Below are 17870 nucleotides of genomic sequence, written 5' to 3' on the forward strand. Positions count from 1 at the left end.
CTTCCCCAGTCGACCGAGGGAAGGGCTGTTTCTTCCCTACGCAAATTCAGGAGGAACCAATGGCAATTGAAGCATCTACAGAACAGGCGCGCGAACCGCGCATCCGTCTCGGCATGGTCGGCGGCGGTGCCGGCGCGTTCATCGGCGCCGTTCACCGCATCGCGGCCCGCATCGACGACCAATACGATCTGATATCAGGCGCGCTGTCGTCAACGCCGGAAAAGGCGATTGCATCGGGTCGCGACCTCGGCCTCGATCCGTCGCGCACCTATTCCAGCTATCGCGAGATGGCGATCCGCGAAGCCAAGCTGAAGAACGGCATCGAGGCGGTTTCGATCGTCACGCCGAACCATGTGCACTATGACGCCGCGAAGGAATTCCTGCGTCGCGGCATTCACGTCATCTGCGACAAGCCGCTGACCTCGAACCTTGCCGACGCCAAGAAGCTGAAGAAGGTCGCCGACGAGAGCGGCGCTCTCTTCATCCTCACACACAACTACACCGGCTATCCGATGGTTCGCCAGGCACGCGAGATGATCGCCAATGGCGAACTCGGCGACATCCGGATCGTTCAGGCCGAATATCCGCAGGATTGGCTGACCGAGGCCGTCGAGCAGACGGGCGCCAAGCAGGCCGTGTGGCGCACCGACCCGGCGCAGTCGGGTGCGGGCGGCTCGACCGGCGATATCGGCACGCATGCCTATAACCTCGCGTCCTTCGTATCAGGCCTCGAACTCGACAGCCTGGCTGCTGATCTCGACAGCTTTGTGCCCGGCCGGCGGCTGGACGACAACGCTCACGTTATGCTTCGCTTCAAGGCGAAGGGGTCGGAGAAGGCGGCCAAGGGCATGCTCTGGTGCAGCCAGGTGGCCCCCGGCCATGAGAACGGTCTGAAGGTCCGCGTCTATGGCACCAAAGGCGGTCTCGAATGGGTTCAGGCCGATCCGAACTATCTGTGGTTTACGCCGTTCGGCGAGCCGAAGCGCCTGATCACCCGCAACGGCGCCGGTTCCGGCCCGGCGGCGGCCCGCGTTTCGCGCATCCCGTCCGGTCACCCGGAGGGCTATCTCGAAGCCTTCGCAACGATCTACACGGAAGCTGCGCACGCCATCAACGCGCACAAGAAGGGGAAGGCGGTCGACAAGGCCGTCGTTTACCCGACCGTTGATGACGGCGTGAAGGGCGTTGCATTCGTCGAAGCCTGTGTGGCTTCTTCGAAGAAGAACGGTGCCTGGGTCAAGGTCTGATCCTCACTCGACTACTCTGACGGATACAACTAATGAGCGCGTTTCCTAGAATATTAGGATGCGCGCTCATTGTCGTTTAACAATACTATGGCAGAAAATGCGCGCAACCACATGGAGAGATGGTCGATGAAAGTTTCTGCCAAAGTTCTGACATGCGCGTTTGCGCTCGCTGCGTTTCCGGCATTGTCGCAGGAAGTCCCCAACCGCGCACCGAACTTCTATGCCGGCGAGCGTGCTCTCGGCACGGTCAAGGTGCAGACGACGATGTCCCTCTCGGTGCCTGTTGAGGCCGGGCAGGAAATCGGTGAACAGATCAAGGCAGCCCAGAAAGGGCTCTACACGATGGCTAGCGAGCAATGTGATCTCATCCTGCAGGCACTGGCCGAAAGCTGCCAGATTACCAACCTCACCAGCAGCGTGGATCTCAATCGCGGTGGGCGCAACGAAATCCTCGTGAATGCCGCAGTGACAATGGCCGTGAAGGTCAAGGACGCAGCGAAGGGGCCCTAACCAACACGGCGTCATTGAGACGCCGAAGTGCAAGCCCGCTTCGATTTATCCGGCAAAGGGTGGCCAGGTCAGGCACGGACCGTCACCGGTTTGCGGTTCCACCCGATATCACCTTGATTTCAGCCCTCTGCCCGCCTAGATTGCGGCCATCGCCAATACCAACAGGATGTGTGCAGCAATGGATTCCACGCCGATCGCAACGCCAATTCGCCTTGCCATTCGGGAGTCCTTTATCCATGCCTGCATCCATTACCCTATCCAATCTTTTGTGGTCCACGCCTGACGGGCGACCCCTTCTTTCCCATCTCGATCTGAGCTTCGGCGCCGAGCGAACCGGTCTTGTCGGCCGCAATGGTGTCGGCAAGACGACGCTGCTCAAGCTCGTCTCTGGCGAACTGCAGCCGCAATCCGGCAGCATTGCCTTTGGCGGACGGCTCGGCATCCTGCGCCAGTCGGTCCAGGTGGAGGAGAGGGCAACGGTCGCCGATCTCTTCGATGCCAGTGACGCGCTCGCAATCCTTCGCCGCGCCGAAGCTGGCGACGCCACTGCCGACGAACTCGCCATTGCTGATTGGACGATCGAGGCGCGTATCGCCGCGGCGATCGAACGCGTCGGGCTGGATGCAGAACCGGAGACGTTGCTTATCTCGCTTTCCGGCGGCCAGCGGACGCGTGTGGGTCTTGCGGCCCTCGTCTTCTCCGATCCCGATTTCCTGATCCTCGACGAGCCGACCAACAATCTCGACCGGGATGGGCGGGAGGCTATCATCACGTTGCTTTCCGGCTGGCGCGCCGGCGCCATCGTCGTCAGCCATGATCGGGAGTTGCTCGATACCATGGATGCGATCGTCGAGATCACCAGCCTCGGTGCCCGGCGATATGGTGGAAACTGGAGCGCTTTTCAGGTGCGCAAGGCGCTTGAGCTCGCCGCCGCCGAGCACGACCTCGCGGACGCGGAGCGGCGTGTTGCCGATGTGGTCCGCAGCGCCCAGGTCGCGGCGGAACGACAGGCCCGCAGCGATCGCAACGGCCGCAAGAAGGCGGCAAGAAGCGATATGCCGAGTATCGTCGCCGGTGGCCTCAAGCGGGCGGCGGAAAACACCAGCGGCACCAAGGTTCGCCTTGGCGAAAAACGCCGCGAGGAGGCGATGGAGGAGGCGGCCGCGGCGCGGCGGCGGATCGAGATCCTGCAGCCCTTTTCAGCGCAGCTCGCGTCATCCGGGTTGCCGCCCGGCAGGCATGTCTTGCGGTTGGAGCGCGTCACCGCGGGCTATCGGCCCGAGGCGCCGATCATCAGAAACCTCTCTTTTGCCATGACCGGCCCCGATCGCGTCGCGATCGCCGGGCCGAACGGCTCCGGCAAGACGACACTGCTGGCGCTGATCACAGGCGTGCTGCAGCCGTGGTCCGGGACCGTTTCCGTCATGACCGGTTTTTCACTGTTCGATCAGAGTGTCAGTCTGCTCGATCGATCGTTGTCGATCCGCGAGAATTTTAGCAATCTCAATCCCCAGGCCAATGAGAATGCCTGCCGTGCGGCGCTGGCGCGTTTCATGTTCCGGGCGGATGCCGCCCTGCAGCAGGTGTCGACGCTCTCGGGCGGGCAGTTGCTGCGCGCCGGTCTTGCCTGTGTTCTCGGTGGCGCAAAGCCGCCGCCGCTGCTCATCCTCGACGAACCGACCAACCATCTGGATATCGATTCCATTGCAGCCGTAGAAGCGGGGCTGCAGGCCTATGACGGAGCGCTGCTTGTCGTCAGCCACGACGAGGTGTTTCTGGAGAATATCGGCATATCGCGTCTGCTTCAGCTTCCGCTTGGCGAAGAGCTTCTTCTCTAGGCGGGCCGGGTGCGGGGTCAGATGTAAAGGCCGGCCATCTTGCGCCAGGCGCCTGCCCGGTGAGCGCGGCCTTCCCAGACATGCAGCTGGTGGCCGACCTGCTTCTCCGCCAGCAGCCGGCTGAGGTGATAGTTGTTGTCGAGGAAGGGGTCGGCGTCACCGATGGTCAGGACGATCTCGACCTCGCGCAGCTTATCCAGCTGCCAGCCGCCGTTTAGCCCCGGCAGGAAGTGCGTCGGCGTGTGGAAATAGACCGTGTCGTCGTAATAGCCGTCGAACAGATCGCCGAAGGAGTCGACCCTGATCGTCAGGTCGTAGCGGCCGGAGAAGGCAACCAGCTTGCGGAACAGATGCGGATGCCGGAAGACCAGGCTGGCGGCCTGGAAGGCGCCGAGGCTGCAGCCATGCACGATGGTACACTCATGTCCGTTCTTCGATGCCATCAGCGGCAGGACTTCGTTCAGGATATAGTCTTCGAAGGCCGTGTGGCGGCGGATACGGTCAGCCGGATGCCGGTCGAAGCCGTAGAAGGTCTCTGTGGCCAGCCCCTCGATGCAATAGAGCTGCAGATGGCCGGCTTGCAGCTTGTCGGAAAGGCTGTCGACAACGCCGAGCCTTTCGTATTCCCAGAAACGTCCCTCGCGGGTCGGAAACATCAGGACCTTGGCGCCGGCATGGCCGAACACCAGCAGTTCCATCTCGCGATGCAGGCGTGGACTATGCCAACGCAGATATTCCCGGTTCATAACACCTTGAAGAAATCTCGGACTTTCTCGCGCAGAATCGCGTTCTGCTCAGTGCTACCGGGATAATCGAAGTGCCCCGCATCCAATATGAAGGTTTCATTATATTTTGATGTCGGAAGGGCGTTGGCCACCGCGAACTGGCAGGGCGGCGCGACGGCGGGGTCGAAGAGGGCGACGGCTGCGAGCATCGGCACCTCGATCCGGCTTGCGGCACTGGCCGCGTCGAACATCCGCAGGGTCTCGAGAACGCTTCCATGTGTCGTCTGGTATGTCTGCACGGAATCTGCGCTGCCGACGGTCGGAAGCGTCAGCCATAGCTCCCGGTCGCCGAAGGTCGGGACGACGAGGTGGCCGCGATCGATGCGCGGATCGAACGGGATCGCCAGCGCGCCGATGCCGCCGCCGAAGCTGACGCCGCTGTAGCCAATGTGGCCTGAGAGCCATGGATAAAGTGTGAGAAGCGACGAGACGGCAAGCCAGAGATCATCGACGCAGCCGCCGATGATGTAGGTGTTCGGGTTGTCGATACCCTGCAGAACATGCCCCGACGCATCGGCCGGAATGGGCGGGCGGGCGCTGAGCGACAGGCCACGGGCGCAGGGGAAGAAAATGGCAGCTTCCTCGACAGGCAGGTCGAAATCGGGCACATCGCGGCCGCCATAGCCGTGGCCCACCACCAATCCGCGGCGCACCGGCAGCCGCCGTGGCAGGAGCAGCCAGCCGCCGATCTCGAATCCACCGGTCGAGGTGTAGGTGATGTCGAGGACCTGCCAGTCGGGATGCGTCAGGCTGCTCTTTCGAAGCACCGGCTGCGGGTCGGTGGCGATCGCTCGTTCGTATCGGGCCTGCCAGAACGCATCGAACCCCGGCGGCGCTTCGGGCGGAACGATCGCTCGGAGGTCGGCAAGGGTCATGCCGTAGGTGGGGTTAAAGGCGAAGGGGTGTGTGGTGGGAATGCTCATGGGAGGGTTGTTTCGCGAAAGGGCGCGCAATGCAAGGCGGGAGCGCCTGATGCGCAAGGCGCCCCCCGGAATGGCTAACCTGAAACGTTACAGCATTGTCATTTCCACGCTGTACAACATCGGCCCGCTTGGCTAAACCGCCTCTCGAAACCATGAAGAACGGGATTTCCATGATCGATCCGAAGACCCTTGCTGCCCGCTTCCCGGGCGATTTCACGTTCGGCGTTGCGACGGCGGCGTTTCAGATTGAAGGCGCTTCCAAGGCAGACGGCCGCAAGCCCTCCATCTGGGATGCCTTCTGCAACATGCCGGGTCGCGTATTCAACCGCGACAATGGCGATGTCGCCTGCGATCACTATAACAGGCTCGATCAGGACCTCGATCTCATCAAGTCCATGGGCGTCGAAGCCTACCGCTTCTCGATCGCCTGGCCACGCATCATTCCTGATGGTACCGGCCCGGTAAACGAGGCGGGCCTCGATTTCTACGATCGTCTCGTCGATGGCTGCAAGGCGCGTGGCATCAAGACCTTCGCAACACTTTACCATTGGGATCTGCCGCTGCTTCTCGCCGGCGACGGCGGCTGGACGGCGCGCTCGACGGCCTATGCATTCCAGCGCTACGCCAAGACAGTGATGGCCCGCCTCGGCGACCGCCTCGATAGCGTCGCGACCTTCAACGAGCCATGGTGCATCGTCTGGCTCAGCCATCTCTATGGCATTCATGCGCCGGGCGAACGCAATATGCAGGCAGCGCTTCACGCCATGCACCACATGAATCTCGCGCATGGCCTCGGCGTCGAAGCGATCCGCGCGGAAGCGCCCAACGTGCCTGTAGGCCTCGTGCTCAACGCTATGTCCGTCATGCCGGGCTCCGACAGCGCTGCCGACATGGCGGCTGGCGAACGCGCGCACCAGTTCCACAACGGCGCCTTCTTCGATCCGGTCTTCAAGGGCGAGTATCCGAAGGAGTTCCTGGAAGCGCTCGGCGAGCGCATGCCTGTTGTGGAAGAGGGTGATCTCAAGATCATCAATCAGAAGCTCGACTGGTGGGGCCTCAACTATTACACGCCGTTGCGAGTTGCTGATGATCCGGCAAAGAACGGCGACTTCCCCTGGACTGTCGAGGCGCCACGCGTCAGCGACGTGAAGACCGATATCGGCTGGGAAGTGTATGCGCCTGGCCTGAAGAACGTCGTCGAGGATCTCTATCGCCGCTACGAGCTGCCGGAGTGCTACATCACCGAGAACGGCGCCTGCTACAACATGGACGTCGTCAACGGCGAGGTCGACGACCAGCCGCGCCTCGACTATTACAGCGAGCACCTCGATACCGTCGCCGACCTGATCAAGGACGGGTATCCGATGCGCGGCTACTTCGCCTGGAGCCTGATGGACAATTTCGAATGGGCCGAGGGCTACCGGATGCGGTTCGGCCTCGTCCATGTTGATTACGAGACCCAGGTCCGCACGCTAAAGAAGAGCGGCAAGTGGTACAGCGAACTTGCGGCACAGTTCCCGAAGGGCAACCACACGAGCAGCTGACGAGCGCATGGCGCGAATCGGCGCCGTGGCTTAAACCGTGCGCATGGAAAAGCCGCTCTTCCTCTATGCGCTCTGCGGCAGCCAGCGAAAGGCTTCGACCAATCGCCGGCTGCTCGATGCCCTGCGGGATAATGCGCCCGCAGGCGTCGTAGTCGAGATCTGCGAGCTGATCGGCGAGCTGCCGATCTTCAACCCGGACCGCGAGGGCGAGAACACGCCAGCGATCGTCGAAGAGTTTGCAGCCAAGATCCGTGCGGCCAACGGCATTATCGTCGCATGTCCGGAATATGCCCATGGCCTGCCCGGGGGATTGAAGAACGTGCTTGATTGGCTCGTTTCCCGCGACGAAGTGCCGTTCAAGCCCGCAATGATTGCGCATGCCTCGCATCGCGGCGATTTCGCCCTCGAGCAGTTGACCGAAGTACTGAAGACGATGTCGCTGCGGCTTGTCGACGAGGCTTTTCTAAAGATCTCGTTGCTTGGCAAGACGGATGGCGGACAATCTGACGTCCTTGCCGAAGCCGTGAAAAGTGGCCTTCTCGTATCTGTGCTTGTAAAATTCTGCGCTGCAATCAATCGCGTTGGCGTCTGACTCATTCCGTCAAGCTGCGGAAAACATTGCGTAATCAATGTATTTTCCTGATGCTTTGGGGGCTAGCGATTATGGCGAAAAAATCGCCGATGATTAATCGTTACATCGATCCCTTAACCGTTTTTTGAGCCCTGGCTGGCAGACTTCCGTGATCGGGGAGCAATGAATGCGGGCAATTTTCGGGGGCAACAGGAAAGTATCGGGCATCGGTCGTCATGCGACGGTCGCCGGCGTGCTTTTCTCCTTTGCCATTGTTGTCGCAATTGTCACGACGCTCGTGTTGAGCGCGCTCGAGCGCGTTGCGGATCGATCCAACGTGCTGGATGACGAGCGCTCCCGTGAAACTGTCTCGGGCGCCCTGAAGACCTTCCAGATGCAGTTGGGCGCGACGCTCAACGATTATGCAGCCTGGGACGATGCCGCGGTGAACGTCTATGCCCCCGATGGCATGGCCTGGACGATCAGCAACTACGGCGAAATGTCGGTCAACAGCTCCCTCTTCGATATGGCAATCGTGATCGATGACGAGAAGAAGTCGATCATGGCCTATCAGGAAGGCAAGCCGATGGAAGGCGCGCTGGACGATTTCTTCTCGCCCGCGCTCTGGTCACTCTTCGACAAGGTGAAAGCGGCGGGCCTGCAGGACAACCCGGAGGCGACAGGTTTCGTCGATACCAAATCCGGTATTGCGGCGGTCGGCGTCGCTCTGGTGCGCGAGAAATCCGGCGCGCTCGATATGCCGGCAGGAAAACATCGCTATCTCATCTTTGCCCGCCACCTAGGTTCCCAGAGGGTGGCCGAACTTGGCGCGACCTATGTGGTCGACGGTTTGAAGCTGGTCGCCCCTGATTTCGAAGCCCCGTATTCGGTGGCGATCGCCGACGCCAAAGCGGCCATGCTCGGCAAGCTCATTTGGCTGTCGCGGGGGCCCGGCGATATCGGCTATGGCGAAGTTCGTCCGATGGTCGTCAAGGCACTCGGACTTGTCGGCTTGTTCTTCATCGTTCTGCTCATCATCGGTTGGCTGGCGCTACGCCGCCTCAAGGCCGAGGAAATCATTGCCCGAGAAGAAGCCAATCGTGACCGGTTGAGCGGCCTGTTGAACCGAGATGGGCTTGGAACCGCGATCGACGCCTTCGTTGCCGAGGCAGCGCAAACGCATCGCAATGTGCTCATCCTCTATCTCGATCTCGACGGCTTCAAGGAAGTCAACGACGCTTATGGTCATGGCACCGGCGATCAGCTGATCCGCGCGGTCGCAGCTGGCCTCAACGTGCTCATTCCTGTGGGCGCCGTGCTCGCCCGCATCGGCGGCGACGAGTTCGCCATCGCCTTTGTCTCCGAAAGTGAGCACGCCGTTGCCCTGCAGCTTTCCGAGCAGATCCTGGACTTCCTCGCAGAACCGCTGGAGATTGGCCGGCGCGTCGTCGTCATCGGTGCAAGCATCGGCATCGCCATGTCGGAGGGTGGTGCGATCGACCGCGAGGAACTGGTGCGCCGGGCTGACCTTGCCATGTACAAGGCCAAGGAAGCCGGCCGTGCACGCATGACGCTTTACGATCCAGCCATGGACGCCGACCGGGCCGAGCGCAATGCGCTGGAACTCGATTTGCGGATGGCGATCGAAGGCGGTGATTTGCAGATTGCCTATCAGCCGCTGATCGATGCTGCGACCCATGAAATGACGGGCGTCGAGGCGTTGGTGCGATGGAATCGCCCGGGTCACGGGCCGGTCTCGCCTGAAGTGTTTATCCCCATTGCGGAAACCAGCGGGCTTATCGAAGCGCTGGGGCTCTTTGTTTTGCGCAAGGCCTGCGAGACAGCCAAGCAATGGCCGGAACTGCGCATCTCGGTCAATGTTTCTCCGGGGCAGTTCCGTAACCCGGCCTTTGTCGACTATGTCCGATACGTGCTGAAGCAGACGGAGATCGAGGCCAAGCGGGTGACCCTTGAAGTCACCGAAGGTTACATGATCCAGAACCCTCAGCGTACCCGGCAGGCGATCGAGCGACTGAAGACACTCGGCGTCAAGGTTGCGCTAGACGACTTCGGCTCGGGCTTTTCTTCCATCGGCTACCTGCGCCAGTTCGGCTTCGACCGCATCAAGATCGACCGCTCGCTGGTCATGGACATCCTGGAAAGCGACAGCCAACGCGAAATGCTGCAGGCGACGGTGGCACTTGCCCGCTCGCTCGACATTCCGGTCACGGCCGAGGGTATCGAGACCGAAGAGCAGGGCATTGCGGTGCGGCTCTTCGGCTGTGATACGTTACAGGGCTACTTCTTTGGCCGGCCGATGCCGGCCGATCAGATCACCGAACGGCTGATGCGGTCGCGCGCGGCAAAGGTCACCACCCGCCGCACCAACGCCGCCTAATCAGGTTCCGATGTGCTTTTGGCCACGCTTCTTGGCGAGCGCGATCTGATGCTGCCGCTGGCGGTAGCGCAGGCGGTCGTCTTCGCTGCGCGTGCTGTAGCAGTTGCTGCAGGAAACGCCTTCCTCGTAGTGAGGTGAGGTGATCTCCTCAGCTGTTATCGGATTGCGGCAGGCGTGGCAAAGCTTGTGTTCGCCTTCCTTTAGGCCATGCTCGACCGAGACGCGCTCGTCGAAGACGAAGCAGGCGCCATCCCAGAGGCTTTCTTCCTGCGGGACTTCCTCGAGATACTTCAGGATGCCGCCCTTGAGGTGATAGACCTCCTCGAAGCCCTGCTCCTTCATGAAGGCGGTTGCCTTCTCGCAGCGGATGCCGCCGGTGCAATACATGGCGATCTTCGGCTTGTTGTGCAGGCCGGTATTGTTGCGCACCCAGTCCGGAAACTCGCGGAAGGTCTTCGTATTCGGGTCAACAGCACCGCGGAAGATGCCGATTGCCGTCTCATAGTCGTTGCGCGTGTCGATGACGATCGTATCGGGATCGGAGATCAGCGCATTCCAGTCCTGCGGCGCGACATAGGTGCCGACCACCTTGTTCGGATCGATGTTCTCGACGCCCATGGTGACGATCTCTTTCTTGAGCTTCACCTTCATGCGCAGGAATGGCATCTTCGATGCGTGGCTTTCCTTGTGCTCGAGCGCGGCAAATTCCGGCTGCGCGCACAGGTAGGCGAGCACTGTCTTGATGCCCGCGTCCGGTCCGGCGATCGTGCCGTTGATCCCCTCGTGCGCCAGAAGCAGCGTACCCTTCACGCCATTGTCTTCGCAAAGTGCCTGCAGCGGCTCGCGCAGGCTTTCGAAGCGCGGCACGGAAACAAAATGGTAAAGCGCCGCGACGAGAAAAGGGCTCGCCGCCGCCGTCGGTTGGGTCAGCGTGTCTGTCATGCGGCTGGAAATACAGGTTTCGGCCCGCGAACGCAATCGGCGGGATCGTCGCGGTTAGCAACGGCCCTCCAGAGCAGCGCGATCCGGTCCGCTTCCTTGTCATAATCCTTCGGGAACACATCCTCGGCACGGTCCAGCGCTGCATTCCGATCTTCCTGCTGGCGGAAGATGATGGCGTCGAGCAGACGGGCGAGATCGTCGGCACTCGGAAAAAAGTGCGGCTCTGCCTCGACGAGTTCGCAGAGCATATCGAGATCGTGGACGTGACCGAGCAGATCAACGAGTTGGCTGGCCGCTTCGTACTTCGCCTTCATTGCCGTCGGCCACAGGGAGCGGAGAAGAGTGTGATAGGCGCGGTAGTCCTGCGTCCGTTTGCGCAATGTATGGAAGGTTTCCGCCGAGGCTTCGTCATGACAGGAGGCAATTGCTTTCTGCGCTCCGCGGACGGTTTTTCGCCAGCCTTTGGCGATCAGTCGCGCATTCCTGCTCTGACGGCCGTTGAACTCGATTGTGTCGAGCGCGGCGATGGCCTCCCCAAGTATGCCGGGTATTTCCGATAGCCGCTGCTCCAGGCCGCTCTCGGCGGCCCCAAGCATACGATCGCGGCGCATCTCGAGTGCAGAGACGATGCGCTCGAGTGTCTCACCCTCCTCGGCATCGCGCGCGTTCTCCTTCAGGTAGACGGCAGTGTCGATCAGCGCCGCGGCATCACGGATTGTGGAGACGGATTTGGCGACGTCGCGGAGCCTGGCGTTCTCCCGCTCGCGAAAGGCCGGGATGTCCCTGGCGACGAGGCGATAGAGCGAGCGAACGCGTTTCAGGTTCTTGCGGAAGTCATGGATGGCCTCGTGCGTGCCATTCGGCCTCTCTTCAATAATGTCTATCGCCTCTCGCAGGTGGCCAGCGGCCGCTCTACGAAATTCGTCTGTGAGATGGTGGTCAGGCCGTATGCGAAATGGCATGCCTATCGTGCTCGAATTCGGTGGCAAGGGCCTGATTTGAGTAGCGGAAATCACCTGTAACTTCACGGCCGATCCAGGCGGGCAGCGTTGGATTGTCGTCTTCCGAATCCATTTCGACTTCTGCGATTACCAGTCCGTGGTGCTCGCCGGCGAAGACATCGACCTCCCAGACAAAACCATCATGGGGGACGCGGTGGCGCGTCTTCTCGATGACAATGCCGACTGCCTCCTTCAAGAGCTCTTCAGCGTCGCCAACAGGGATATCGTACTCGAATTCGTCGCGCGTCATCGTGCTGCGGCCTATCTTGACCGTCAGCCGTGCTTTCTTGTCATCCAGCACACGAATGCGGACCGATCGGTCGTCCATGGAGGCAATGTAGCCCTGCCGTAGCTTCGATTTCGTCTCGGCTTCGGAACGCCATGCATCGCTGCGTACTAGAAACTTCCGCTCGATTTCTTTCGCCATTTCCGATGACCTTTTGTGACGATTTTATTACGCTAGCCTAATTTTCCCGCTATGGGTACCCATTCTGTTACGAGGATAGGTTTTGTCTCGACAAAGCGCACCCTTGGAGGTATTTCGAGACCCGAATTCAATCGTTTCAAAAGGATCACGCGGCCATGGGCGAAAAGACAGAAAAGCTCCTTTCCATCCTGAAACTTCAGCCTGTTGTACCGGTTCTGATCGTCGATGACGTCAAGTCCGCGGTTTTGCTGGCGCGTGCTCTTGTCGCAGGCGGCCTGAAGGCGATCGAAATCACCATGCGCACGCCAGCCGCCCTCGATGCCGTTCGCGCCGTTGCCGACGAGGTCGAAGGCGCTGAGGTGGGTGCCGGCACCATTCTCAACGCCGCCCATTGGGATGCCGCGGTCGCTGCCGGCTCGAAATTCGTCGTCAGCCCGGGCGCGACGCAGGAGCTGCTGGATGCGGCCCGCAATTCCTCCGTTCCGCTGCTGCCGGGTGCTGCGACCGCAAGCGAGGTCATGGCGCTGCGCGAGGAAGGCTACAAGGTGCTGAAGTTCTTCCCGGCAGAACAGGCTGGCGGCGCTGCCTATCTCAAGGCGCTGTCCTCGCCGCTCGCAGGTACAGTCTTCTGCCCGACCGGCGGCATCTCGCTGAAGAATGCGATGGATTACCTGTCGCTGCCGAACGTTATCTGCGTCGGCGGCTCCTGGGTGGCTCCGAAGGAATTGGTTGCTGCGGGCGATTGGGCCGCCATCACCAAGCTCGCGTCGGAAGCTGCTGCACTGAAGGCTTGATTCCAGGATAAACGGCATTTGTATTTTGGGCGTCAGCACCTATCTCCCATTTGGCCTCTAGACAGGGAGATGATGAGGAATGATCGACGCGAAGAAGCTTCTTGAGCAGTTTCTGGGTTCGCAGGTGCCGGGTGTCGGCGGTACCGTCAAGGACCGGGCGGGCGACGCGATCCAGATGGCCAAGGACAATCCGTGGAAAGCCGGTGCGCTGGCAACCGTTCTGCTCGGGACCAAGGCTGGACGCAGCATTGCCGGCAATGCGCTTACTATCGGCGGTCTCGCTGCGATCGCCGGTCTCGGCTATCAGGCCTATAAGAATTATCAGGCAGGGCAGGCGCCGGCCACTCCGTCCGATGCGCCCCCACCAAGGACGGCCGTGCTGCCGCCCCCCGCTGACTCCGGCTTCGGCACCGGTTCCCCCGCCCAAAGCAACGAATTCGTCCTCGTTCTCATCCGCGCCATGATCGCCGCGGCCAAGGCCGATGGCCATGTCAACGATGACGAACGCGCCCTCATCCTCGAGAAGATCAGGACCGCGGATGTCGCCGCCGAAGCTGCCTTCTTCATCGAACGGGAGTTGTCGCAGCCGACGGATCTCGACGCACTGGTTGCCGCCGCCGAGACTGAGGAGCAACGGGTGGAGCTCTACACCGCGTCACGCCTGACCATTGAGCCGGATTCGCGCGCCGAGCGCGGCTATCTCGACCTGCTGGCTGGTCGCCTTGGCCTTCCCGATGCTTTGGTCGACCACATCGAGGCGACGGTGTCCTCCGCCAAGGTCAGCCTCTAAAAGCATCATTCGGCCAGTTGCCTTTCCCAGGCGGCTGGCCTAAGCCATGTCTCCTTACCCGGAGGAGCGTATGCGCGATCTATCGAATTTCAAGGGCTGTCCGGCACCCCAGCCGGTGACCCTCAGGGGGCGTTTTGTCACCGTCGAACCCTATGTCCGCGAGCAGCATCTGCAGGCGTTGTGGGACGGACTTGGCGGCATGGCCATCAATCCCTTGCTGCGCTACTTCTCGCAGCCCGATTTTACAGGTACCGAGGACTTCGCCGCCTGGCTTCAGTCGGTCGCCAAATCGGGTTGGCTGACGCATGTCTTCCGAGACAACAGCTCCGGCAAGATCGTCGGCATGGCGAACTACATGCGGGCCGATCCGGCCAATGGCGTGGTCGAGGTCGGCGGCGTCGCGCACGGTGCCGACATGAAGCGCTCGCCGCTCTCCACCGAAGTTCACTATCTGATGGCCAAGCATGTCTTCGAGGATCTCGGTTACCGGCGCTACGAGTGGAAATGCGACAATCTGAACGAGGCGAGCAAGACGACGGCGGCCCGCTACGGTTTCACCTACGAAGGCGTGTTCCGCCAGCACATGATTTCCAAGGGCCGCAATCGCGATACGGCCTGGTTTTCGATGCTCGATTCCGAATGGCCTGTCCTCAACGCAGCGTTCGAGGCCTGGCTGTCTCCCAGCAATTTTGATGCAGACGGCAAGCAGAAGCGGCGGCTGGAGGAAATCCGCGCCGAGCTGACCAAGGAATCGGCAGAGTGACGGATCCGAGATCGGAAGGCCGCTCGCAGGCAATTGCGGCGGCCATCATCCTTATGGCCGCCGGCCTCGTGCTCTATTTCATGCCGGCCGTCATTCTCGCACTTGGCAGCTACTCGCCGTATCTGGCGGCTGGTGTCGGCGCGTGCCTGGTTCTGGCTTTTTTCGTCGTCTTCTGGCTGAGGGCGCGATATCAGCGCCAGCGCGGTAAATAGCGCCGTAGGCTCTAGCCCTGTAGCGAGGCGCCGAGCAGCAGTGCGCCCATGGCAATCACCAGCAGGGCGCCTAGGATTTCGATCGTATTCCCAATCCACACCGACGCGGCTGAGCCGCGCCCGGCGAGGCGCATCGCAGTGCCCTTGGCAGTGACCGCGAGCGTTGCCAGCATCGCGACCGTTATCGCGGTGCCAAGCGACATCGCGATCACCGATAGCACGCCGCCGAGATAGAGGCCGTTCAGCAGCGAGAATGTCATGACCAGCAGCGCGCCGGAGCAGGGGCGTAAGCCAACGGCGATGATGGCCGACCAGGCTTCGCGGACATTGAACTTCTCGGCCTTGAGCAGGGACGGATCGGGCATGTGCGATTGGCCGCAGGTCTCGCAGGCCATGCCGGCAATGAACTTGTGCCCGGCTCTGAGCGCCTGTGCTTCACCGAAGGCGAAGCTCGAACCTTGCTTCTGCGCTGCATTGTCCTGCCAGTCCAGCATCATGCTGACGGGGCCAGACGACGTTGCCATGACCTCACGGCGTGGCATGCCTGCAATGATCCCCCGCAGCTTGCGGAACAACAGCCAGCAACCGAAGAGGATGACCAGGATGAAGCTGGCGATCTCCATCGCCTGCGTCGCGGCCGTCAGGGTTATGCCGGTGCCGCGCAGCACCAGCCATGCGCCGCCGACAAGTGCGATTGCGACAAATCCCTGGAGGAAGGCGGAGACGAAGGAGATGGATACGCCGCGTTTCAGCTCGATCTCATTGGCGATCATGTAGGAGGAGATAACAGCCTTGCCGTGCCCGGGGCCGGCGGCGTGAAAGACGCCATAGGCGAAGGAGAGTCCGATCAGCGCCCAGAGATGCCAGGAATCCGCACGCATGGCTCGCAGCGCACCCGTCAGGGCACGATAGAAGGCCTGCTGCTGTGCATTGACATAGAGGAGGAGGGGAGCAAGCGGGCCGCCCGTCGGCTGGAAGCTCGGTTCCGATGTGCCGATGCCGAGCGGCGACTGCGCATGCGCAACGGCCATGCCCGCGACCAGCACGAATGCGGCGCCGAGCGCAATCGGCCGAAGCCGGTGTCTCAGCATGTGAGATCCAGTCGCGTCGCGAAGAGCTTCGACATGTTCGTCCCCGTCGGGTCGTTGAAGAAAGCGTCGGTCAAGGACTGCTTGTTCTCGGCGATCACCTGGTCGGCATCGGGACGGACGACCTGGTGCTTGCAACTTTTGAACCCGTCGCCGACCAGAACCAGCTCGTTGTCGGTCGGGAAGTCGATCGAGGTGTAGAGCGTCGGGTCGTAGACACCGAAGGTAAGGCCTCCCTTGAGCGGCATCTTTTCTGCCGGCTTGACGGCGAAGAACATCAGCAACTGACCCTGTTTGTAGTCCACATGGATCAGGTCGGGCTTCTCGACCTTGATATTCTTACCGTTCATCGTAAGGTTCATGTAGTAGTCGTAGTCGACCAGCGAATCCCGCACGGTCTTGCCGACCTCGGCCAGCTCGTTCGGGTCCAGCTTCAGATCGGTGTTCTTGTCGAAATCCATCACGACGGACGACGAGAAGACCTCGTCGAAGCGCCAGACGTTGCGCAGTTCAGCAACGTTGCCGTCGTCATCGGCGACGACCTCCAGCCGCGCTTCGACAAACACATGCGGGTGTGCAAAGGCTGCAGCTGGCAAAAGCGACAGGAGCGACGCCATCAGGAATGTCGATTTCTTCATGCGTGCTCTTACTGCGGGATCCCAAACTCACCTGATTCCTCGCCAGTAAATGGGACGGAATTGGGACCGGCCCCAGACGGGAAGCGGTCAGGAATGCTTCTTGAACCAATTGTGAAGGTAGTCGACGAAGATGCGGACCTTGGCCGGCAAGTAGCGGCGATGGGGGTAGACGGCATAGATACCGCGATCGGTCGGAATGTAATCGTTGAACAGCGTCACCAGCTCGCCGCTCTCGATCGGCTTGCGGGCGATGAAATCGGGAATCAGCGCGACGCCGATGCCTGACAGTGCGGCGCGCAGCGTCGCATGTGGGCTGTTGACCTCCATGGGGCCTGTCACCGCAACGGCAAAAGATGTGCTGTCCGGATTGTAGAAGCGAATGCTGCCCTGGCTGCGCGAGTTGGTGTCGACGATGAAGGGGACGTTCGACAGATCCGATGGGTGGGCAAGATCCGGATGGCGCTCCACGAAGTCGGGTGTCGCGCAAAGATGGACGCGGAAATCCGAGATCTTGCGGGCGATCATGCCGGAGTCCTCGAGCTTGGTCACGCGAATGGCGACATCGAAGCCTTCTTCGATGAGATCGACGAATCGGTCGTCCGCGGCGATCTCCAGCGCGAGATCCGGGTTTTCCTTGGCGAAGTCGATCAGCGACTGGCCGACCTCGGCATCGACGAAGGTGCGTGGCACCGAGACCTTCAGTCGGCCCTTCAGTTGGGCGTTATTCTCGCGCACGAGATCGGCGAGGTTGTCGATCTCCTTCAGGATGTCGGATGCCGTGCGGTAGTAGGTATGGCCGGCCTCGGTCATGGAGAATTGGCGGGTCGTCCGGTTCAGCAGCAGGGCGCCGAGTTCGTCCTCCAATTCACGCACATATTTCGACAAAAGCGCCTTGGAGCGGCCGGTGCGCCTCGCCGCAGCCGAAAAGCCTTCTGCTTCAACGACATCGATGAAGGCGCGGATGCGGGTGAGGGTGTCCATGACGATCTCCTGAAAAAGCGCAGAACCACCATTCAAATCAGTCGGTTGCGGGCCGTTTTACCACGTTGAACAAATTGCGGTGTATTGTTCAAATATTTTCTGCCGGGAGATGCGAAAAAACCGCTTGATTATGACGGCGAATATTCCTATCTCGTGGTCAGCCCAAAGTCGCACGTGCCCATGGGTGTCCGCCGAACCCTCGAATTGGTGAGGAAATCGGTAAGGTACCTGGAATTAACCCCTCCAGTCGCTATTCTGGCCAACCGGAAAATGCGAGGACGCCTGAAGCAACGACGGTGCGGGCCTTTTTGTTCTCTCCCTGCTTTCCATCAGCGGGGGTTACTGAAGAGGCACACCTTCATTGCCGGAAGTGCGGTAGGGAACTCCCTCCAATCCATGGCAGACAAAGCCGGATCCA

18 protein-coding genes are annotated in these 17870 nt (G+C 61.0%); 10 read left to right on the forward strand and 8 right to left on the reverse strand.

Going from position 1 to position 17870, the window contains the following annotated elements; translation table 11 throughout:
* The first annotated feature begins 59 nt into the window (after positions 1–59).
* The 3 genes from RHIBUN_RS0106210 (at position 60) to RHIBUN_RS0106225 (ending at position 3595) form a co-directional block, all read left to right on the forward strand.
* Positions 60–1247, forward strand: coding sequence for a Gfo/Idh/MocA family oxidoreductase (locus RHIBUN_RS0106210; protein WP_018856539.1), 1188 nt, complete (start codon positions 60–62; stop codon positions 1245–1247).
* 126 nt (positions 1248–1373) lie between these two features.
* Positions 1374–1757, forward strand: a complete 384-nt coding sequence (locus tag RHIBUN_RS0106215; RefSeq protein WP_025658892.1) for a hypothetical protein — start codon at positions 1374–1376, stop codon at positions 1755–1757.
* A 236-nt stretch (positions 1758–1993) separates the two neighbouring features.
* Complete coding sequence (locus RHIBUN_RS0106225) at positions 1994–3595, forward strand: ABC-F family ATP-binding cassette domain-containing protein (RefSeq protein WP_025658893.1); 1602 nt, start codon at positions 1994–1996, stop codon at positions 3593–3595.
* Positions 3596–3612: 17 nt separating this feature from the next.
* Here the strand turns inward: RHIBUN_RS0106225 and RHIBUN_RS0106230 are convergent, their stop codons facing one another.
* Positions 3613–4341 (reverse strand): alpha/beta hydrolase-fold protein, encoded by a 729-nt coding sequence (locus RHIBUN_RS0106230; RefSeq protein WP_025658894.1) that lies wholly within the window; start codon positions 4339–4341, stop codon positions 3613–3615.
* The gene (locus RHIBUN_RS0106235) at positions 4338–5303 is read right to left on the reverse strand and encodes an acetylxylan esterase (RefSeq protein ID WP_025658895.1); all 966 of its coding nucleotides are present in this window, start codon (positions 5301–5303) and stop codon (positions 4338–4340) included. Before RHIBUN_RS0106235 ends, RHIBUN_RS0106230 begins: the two co-directional genes overlap by 4 nt.
* 170 nt (positions 5304–5473) lie before the next feature.
* Here RHIBUN_RS0106235 and RHIBUN_RS0106245 point away from each other — a divergent pair, with 170 nt between their 5' ends.
* The 3 genes from RHIBUN_RS0106245 (at position 5474) to RHIBUN_RS0106255 (ending at position 9816) form a co-directional block, all read left to right on the forward strand.
* Entirely contained in the window at positions 5474–6847 is a 1374-nt protein-coding gene (locus RHIBUN_RS0106245) for a GH1 family beta-glucosidase (RefSeq protein ID WP_025658896.1), read from the forward strand.
* 43 nt (positions 6848–6890) lie between these two features.
* Positions 6891–7439, forward strand: a complete 549-nt coding sequence (locus tag RHIBUN_RS0106250; protein ID WP_025658897.1) for an NADPH-dependent FMN reductase — start codon at positions 6891–6893, stop codon at positions 7437–7439.
* Positions 7440–7605: 166 nt separating this feature from the next.
* On the forward strand, positions 7606–9816 hold the full coding sequence (locus tag RHIBUN_RS0106255) for an EAL domain-containing protein (RefSeq protein ID WP_025658898.1): 2211 nt from the start codon (positions 7606–7608) through the stop codon (positions 9814–9816).
* Here the strand turns inward: RHIBUN_RS0106255 and RHIBUN_RS0106260 are convergent, their stop codons facing one another.
* The 3 genes from RHIBUN_RS0106260 to RHIBUN_RS0106270 are packed head-to-tail and all read right to left on the reverse strand — an operon-like array spanning position 9817 to position 12186.
* Complete coding sequence (locus tag RHIBUN_RS0106260; protein ID WP_018856547.1) at positions 9817–10758, reverse strand: rhodanese-related sulfurtransferase; 942 nt, start codon at positions 10756–10758, stop codon at positions 9817–9819.
* On the reverse strand, positions 10755–11720 hold the full coding sequence (locus RHIBUN_RS0106265; RefSeq protein WP_025658899.1) for a CHAD domain-containing protein: 966 nt from the start codon (positions 11718–11720) through the stop codon (positions 10755–10757). The genes RHIBUN_RS0106260 and RHIBUN_RS0106265 overlap by 4 nt, the downstream gene beginning before the upstream one ends.
* Entirely contained in the window at positions 11698–12186 is a 489-nt protein-coding gene (locus RHIBUN_RS0106270) for a CYTH domain-containing protein (RefSeq protein WP_025658900.1), read from the reverse strand. The genes RHIBUN_RS0106265 and RHIBUN_RS0106270 overlap by 23 nt, the downstream gene beginning before the upstream one ends.
* A gap of 155 nt (positions 12187–12341) precedes the next feature.
* Between RHIBUN_RS0106270 and RHIBUN_RS0106275 the strand changes: the two genes are divergently transcribed.
* The 4 genes from RHIBUN_RS0106275 (at position 12342) to RHIBUN_RS0106290 (ending at position 14745) form a co-directional block, all read left to right on the forward strand.
* Positions 12342–12980, forward strand: coding sequence for a 2-dehydro-3-deoxy-phosphogluconate aldolase (locus tag RHIBUN_RS0106275; RefSeq protein WP_025658901.1), 639 nt, complete (start codon positions 12342–12344; stop codon positions 12978–12980).
* A 79-nt stretch (positions 12981–13059) separates the two neighbouring features.
* Positions 13060–13770: a tellurite resistance TerB family protein gene (locus RHIBUN_RS0106280; protein WP_025658902.1), complete on the forward strand. Its 711-nt coding sequence runs from the start codon at positions 13060–13062 to the stop codon at positions 13768–13770.
* Positions 13771–13840: 70 nt separating this feature from the next.
* Complete coding sequence (locus RHIBUN_RS0106285; RefSeq protein ID WP_025658903.1) at positions 13841–14533, forward strand: GNAT family protein; 693 nt, start codon at positions 13841–13843, stop codon at positions 14531–14533.
* Positions 14530–14745 (forward strand): hypothetical protein, encoded by a 216-nt coding sequence (locus RHIBUN_RS0106290; RefSeq protein WP_025658904.1) that lies wholly within the window; start codon positions 14530–14532, stop codon positions 14743–14745. The genes RHIBUN_RS0106285 and RHIBUN_RS0106290 overlap by 4 nt, the downstream gene beginning before the upstream one ends.
* 11 nt (positions 14746–14756) lie before the next feature.
* Here RHIBUN_RS0106290 and RHIBUN_RS0106295 read toward each other — a convergent pair whose 3' ends face one another.
* The 3 genes from RHIBUN_RS0106295 to RHIBUN_RS0106305 all read right to left on the reverse strand — a co-directional run bounded on the left by RHIBUN_RS0106295 (position 14757) and on the right by RHIBUN_RS0106305 (position 17452).
* Positions 14757–15776 (reverse strand): nickel/cobalt transporter, encoded by a 1020-nt coding sequence (locus RHIBUN_RS0106295; RefSeq protein ID WP_245271636.1) that lies wholly within the window; start codon positions 15774–15776, stop codon positions 14757–14759.
* Positions 15777–15829: 53 nt separating this feature from the next.
* Positions 15830–16471 (reverse strand): DUF1007 family protein, encoded by a 642-nt coding sequence (locus RHIBUN_RS0106300; protein WP_025658906.1) that lies wholly within the window; start codon positions 16469–16471, stop codon positions 15830–15832.
* 87 nt (positions 16472–16558) lie between these two features.
* On the reverse strand, positions 16559–17452 hold the full coding sequence (locus RHIBUN_RS0106305) for a LysR family transcriptional regulator (protein ID WP_018856557.1): 894 nt from the start codon (positions 17450–17452) through the stop codon (positions 16559–16561).
* Positions 17453–17870: the final 418 nt, after the last annotated feature.

The sequence above is a fragment of the Rhizobium sp. IBUN genome (assembly GCF_000510625.1).
In the GTDB taxonomy this organism is placed as follows: Bacteria; Pseudomonadota; Alphaproteobacteria; order Rhizobiales; family Rhizobiaceae; genus Rhizobium; species Rhizobium altiplani.

What these genes read in the sequence shown, in the direction of transcription:
- RHIBUN_RS0106285 (WP_025658903.1), top strand. Translation starts at nt 13,841, where the DNA reads ATGCGCGATCTATCGAATTTCAAGGGCTGTCCGGCACCCCAGCCGGTG.
- RHIBUN_RS0106295 (WP_245271636.1), bottom strand. Translation starts at nt 15,776, where the DNA reads ATGGCCGTTGCGCATGCGCAGTCGCCGCTCGGCATCGGCACATCGGAA.
- RHIBUN_RS0106255 (WP_025658898.1), top strand. Translation starts at nt 7,606, where the DNA reads ATGCGGGCAATTTTCGGGGGCAACAGGAAAGTATCGGGCATCGGTCGT.
- RHIBUN_RS0106210 (WP_018856539.1), top strand. Translation starts at nt 60, where the DNA reads ATGGCAATTGAAGCATCTACAGAACAGGCGCGCGAACCGCGCATCCGT.
- RHIBUN_RS0106265 (WP_025658899.1), bottom strand. Translation starts at nt 11,720, where the DNA reads ATGCCATTTCGCATACGGCCTGACCACCATCTCACAGACGAATTTCGT.
- RHIBUN_RS0106225 (WP_025658893.1), top strand. Translation starts at nt 1,994, where the DNA reads ATGCCTGCATCCATTACCCTATCCAATCTTTTGTGGTCCACGCCTGAC.
- RHIBUN_RS0106215 (WP_025658892.1), top strand. Translation starts at nt 1,374, where the DNA reads ATGAAAGTTTCTGCCAAAGTTCTGACATGCGCGTTTGCGCTCGCTGCG.
- RHIBUN_RS0106230 (WP_025658894.1), bottom strand. Translation starts at nt 4,341, where the DNA reads ATGAACCGGGAATATCTGCGTTGGCATAGTCCACGCCTGCATCGCGAG.
- RHIBUN_RS0106270 (WP_025658900.1), bottom strand. Translation starts at nt 12,186, where the DNA reads ATGGCGAAAGAAATCGAGCGGAAGTTTCTAGTACGCAGCGATGCATGG.
- RHIBUN_RS0106305 (WP_018856557.1), bottom strand. Translation starts at nt 17,452, where the DNA reads ATGGACACCCTCACCCGCATCCGCGCCTTCATCGATGTCGTTGAAGCA.
- RHIBUN_RS0106280 (WP_025658902.1), top strand. Translation starts at nt 13,060, where the DNA reads ATGATCGACGCGAAGAAGCTTCTTGAGCAGTTTCTGGGTTCGCAGGTG.
- RHIBUN_RS0106300 (WP_025658906.1), bottom strand. Translation starts at nt 16,471, where the DNA reads ATGAAGAAATCGACATTCCTGATGGCGTCGCTCCTGTCGCTTTTGCCA.
- RHIBUN_RS0106275 (WP_025658901.1), top strand. Translation starts at nt 12,342, where the DNA reads ATGGGCGAAAAGACAGAAAAGCTCCTTTCCATCCTGAAACTTCAGCCT.
- RHIBUN_RS0106235 (WP_025658895.1), bottom strand. Translation starts at nt 5,303, where the DNA reads ATGAGCATTCCCACCACACACCCCTTCGCCTTTAACCCCACCTACGGC.
- RHIBUN_RS0106250 (WP_025658897.1), top strand. Translation starts at nt 6,891, where the DNA reads ATGGAAAAGCCGCTCTTCCTCTATGCGCTCTGCGGCAGCCAGCGAAAG.
- RHIBUN_RS0106260 (WP_018856547.1), bottom strand. Translation starts at nt 10,758, where the DNA reads ATGACAGACACGCTGACCCAACCGACGGCGGCGGCGAGCCCTTTTCTC.
- RHIBUN_RS0106245 (WP_025658896.1), top strand. Translation starts at nt 5,474, where the DNA reads ATGATCGATCCGAAGACCCTTGCTGCCCGCTTCCCGGGCGATTTCACG.